Source organism: Succinimonas amylolytica DSM 2873 (genome assembly GCF_000378405.1).
GTDB lineage: Bacteria > Pseudomonadota > Gammaproteobacteria > Enterobacterales > Succinivibrionaceae > Succinimonas > Succinimonas amylolytica.
The window spans coordinates 1-3514 of record NZ_KB899650.1; the positions used below are offsets into that span (position 1 = coordinate 1).

At 37.5% G+C, this 3514-nt stretch carries 3 protein-coding genes and 1 pseudogene; all 4 read right to left on the reverse strand.

What is annotated here, in order from left to right; genetic code table 11:
• Positions 1-35 precede the first annotated feature (35 nt).
• Positions 36-1292, reverse strand: a complete 1257-nt coding sequence (locus F557_RS0118095) for an IS256 family transposase (protein ID WP_019003614.1) — start codon at positions 1290-1292, stop codon at positions 36-38.
• Between the two features lie 53 nt (positions 1293-1345).
• A complete protein-coding gene (locus tag F557_RS0118100) occupies positions 1346-1960 on the reverse strand; it encodes a recombinase family protein (protein ID WP_019003615.1) in 615 nt (204 codons plus the stop codon).
• Positions 1961-2097: 137 nt separating this feature from the next.
• Positions 2098-3057 (reverse strand): OB-fold protein, encoded by a 960-nt coding sequence (locus tag F557_RS0118105; protein ID WP_019003616.1) that lies wholly within the window; start codon positions 3055-3057, stop codon positions 2098-2100.
• A gap of 106 nt (positions 3058-3163) precedes the next feature.
• Positions 3164-3514: pseudogene (locus F557_RS20790) on the reverse strand (SEL1-like repeat protein); the annotation flags it as partial.

Here is a 3514-nt window from a genome sequence, read left to right on the forward strand (position 1 = left end):
TTTGGGAGTAAATACTATTTTGTGTAAACTGTGATTTAACTCTTAAAAACCAACTTCTCCATTCTCTCTTTTGTAAGTGGTAGTTGAAGAAATTCATTTTTAATTGTGGTCCAGTTCTGTACGCGACTCTTGTCCCACTTTTCTTTTAGCGTAAGTATCCTCAGATACATAGCCCGGTAAACAGCATCCGGCGATTCGAAAGTTCCCTTTTTAGTTACCTTTCTCAGGCTGGAGTTTGTACTCTCTATCGCATTGGTCGTGTATATAAGCTTTCTGATGGCCGATGGGTAATCAAACAGCTGCAGTACAGTGTCAAGATTACGTTCCCAGCATTTTACGGCACCAGGATATTTCTTGCCCCAGAGCTCCCTAAACCTGCTGAAGTTCTGCAATGCTGTTTCTTTATCAACGGCATTATATACAGCCTTTATAGAATCGCAGAAAGCCTTATACGCCTTGCATGGAACGAATTCTAGTGCGTTTCTCATAAGGTGCACTATGCAACGCTGTACCACCGTATCAGGGAAAATGGTTTTAACGCCTTCCGCCAGTCCTGATACACCGTCCATGCACATAAAGAAAATATCTTCTACTCCGCGTTCCTTAAGGCTGTCCAGTATATTCAGCCATTTGGATTTTGATTCTGTCGGATCAATCCACAGCCCAAGAATATCCTTTTTGCCCTCCATGTTGATACCCATAATTACGTACACCGCATGTTTTGAGGCTGGCTGACTTGCCTCCTGACTGTTCATGCTGACATAGATGCAGTCAACATACACTACCGCATATACTGACTCCAGCCGGCGTGACCGCCATTCCTGAATCACTGGGGTAAGCCTTGCAATAATACATGAAACCATGGCCTGGCTGATTTCGCAGTGGTAGATTTCTGAGATGGTTTTGGCGATATCGGACTGACTCATTCCCATGCCATACAGGGAATAGATCTTGTCATCAATTCCGCATAAATCAGTCTTGTAGGTTCCTAAAAGACTAGGCTCAAAGCTACCGTCACGATCTCTCGGCACATCGATAACAATCTCTCCAAGATTGCTTTTAACAGTCTTGCTGCTGTACCCATTACGACGATCTGTTGTCTGCTTTGCCCCCTGGAAGGATCGGTTGTATCCCAAATGGCTATCCAGTTCTCCCTTAAGCATCTGTTCAACAGCTATTCCCAGTGCTTCACGCATGGTCTCCTGTACATCAGTAATTGAGCCATTGGCACATCCATTGGCAATTGCCTGAAATACATCCTGAGCAGCTTGACTATGTTTTTGTCTTGCCATTGTTCATTCCTTTTCATTTGTGAAAACTAACTGCGACATAACTGGGCCCATAATTATGCCACAGTATTACCTTGTTTACACAAAAATTTTATCACTCTCGAACATTTTGCAATTTCTGCCGTTCTTGCTATATTGAAGCCTTTATCTAGCATCTCATAAATCAGATTTTCATCTATTATCGGTTTCCTGCCTTTATACATACCTTTCTTTTTTGCTAATTCAATCCCTTCTTTCTGACGTTTTCGCCTCGTTTCATAATCATCTCTGGCCATTTGCAAGGCAATTTTCATAAGCATAGTCTGCATTGTATCAAGAACAATCTCCAATATCTTATCGGGATTATCAGGCTTAACATCCGAAAAATCTATGATTCCAGGTATGAGAAGCTTGGCACCTTTTGACTTTATCCTCTCAATAAGCTTTTCGGCATGAGCAAGAGGCAATCGACTGATACGATCTATCTTCTCCGCAATCAGGTAATCTCCTTCCTGCAAGTCATTTATTAGTTTCTCCAGTTCAGGACGATTTTGATCTACTCCAGAGGCTTTTTCACGATAAACGCCTGCGATATAGAAGCCCTGATCCTTTGCAAGTGCTACCAGAGAATCCTGCCTTTCTAGTTCTTGATTTTCTGTGCTTACTCTTTGATATATTCTTGCTGTTTTCATTGTCTTTACTTAACACAATTATATTTGAATATCGCACCTTTACAGATGGCAAATAACATTAACGCTGTAATCGTATTTAAAATCAAATTATTAAAGAATCTCATTCATCTTGCAAAATAATTTACATCAAAAGACAATTACCACGGATCGTTTTTCATTTCATAGTCATCAATTAATAACTTACCAGAATTTGAATCTACTATTTTATTTGTGATCAGCAATCTCCACAAATCCACCTTCAATTTCTCAAGTTTTGTTTTCTCTTTTTCACTTAACTTTTCATATCTTTCAGTTTCAAAAATGTTTTTTACATAATCCATAGAACCTGCTAAATATTTATTTTCAAATTTACATTTATCAATATTGCATTGATTGTAATATTTTGGGTAATTAACAGACGTTGCATAAAAGGCTGTAGTAAGAAAAAACATAAGTTTTGAAATTTTAAAATCATTAAAGTAAGAATCAACATCTAACAACAACCGTTCTTGAAGTTTATCTTTATAGACGTTAGCGAATTCGCATTGATTAAAAACAAGTGAATCAATTACAACGCCGCCCCCTATACAAAGAAATGCAACTTTCTGTCCTTTTTCAAGTTCTACAATTGAATCTATATCATCGTCCGGAGATTTAAAAAAAACATGAGCAGAATCAAATGTAAATTTCTTTCCAGTCTTTAAATAAAGAACGGGGGTGTTTCCAACAGAACTTTTAATTTTTTCAATTACGCCTATCAGTAGTAAGGGTTTATTTAAATATTCCCTATCACCTTTAATCTGATTTTTCTTGTAAGTATTATATACTGTTTCCACTGTAACTTGTTGTGCATTGGTAGTATCTTTAATATATTCCGATAATAAGACATCACCATTATTTAGAAGCATATTGTAATCATCCTCTAAAACAAAGGTAACCATTTTTTTAATAAAAGCTTTTCTTTTCTCAAGATCGTCATTCTCAATTACAGTTTTATCAATATTTGAAATATCATTAGGCCGCAACAAAGATATATATTGAGACAAATTCTTTGCTTCACTGTTAAAAGAAAAAGCTGCTAGTATAGCAATGATGATAAATCTTAGTGTTTTTTTCATGTTTATTATCTCATATTCGTTAAAAACGGCGCATTTAAGTCCCGTTTATGAAATTAGTTAGCTTCCTATTTTAAGTGTCATAATGACACTTAAAAATCACCAAGCCTTAATATCCCTTCTCGTTTAACTTCCGAAAGTAATCACAACCTTTTTGGTTTCCTAAATCACAAGCCTTGCCAAAGTATTCTTTTGCTGTCTGAAAATTCTGTCTTACGCCTTGACCGTTGTAGTAAAGAACTCCGATATTGTTGCACCCTAATCCCTCATTCAGGTTGCAGGCTTTCTCATAGTATGTTTTCGCCTGCTGGTAGTCCTGTCTTACGCCTTTACCACTATGGTAAAGAACTCCGAGATTGCCGCACCCTAAGCCATTATTCAGGTTGCAGGCTTTCTCATAGTATGTCTTTGCCTGCAGGAAGTCCTGCTTTACGCCTTGACCATTGTGATAAAGAACTCC

Excerpts from the sequence above, each read along its gene's own strand:
- F557_RS0118100 (WP_019003615.1), bottom strand. The coding sequence starts at position 1,960 with ATGAAAACAGCAAGAATATATCAAAGAGTAAGCACAGAAAATCAAGAA.
- F557_RS0118095 (WP_019003614.1), bottom strand. The coding sequence starts at position 1,292 with ATGGCAAGACAAAAACATAGTCAAGCTGCTCAGGATGTATTTCAGGCA.
- F557_RS0118105 (WP_019003616.1), bottom strand. The coding sequence starts at position 3,057 with ATGAAAAAAACACTAAGATTTATCATCATTGCTATACTAGCAGCTTTT.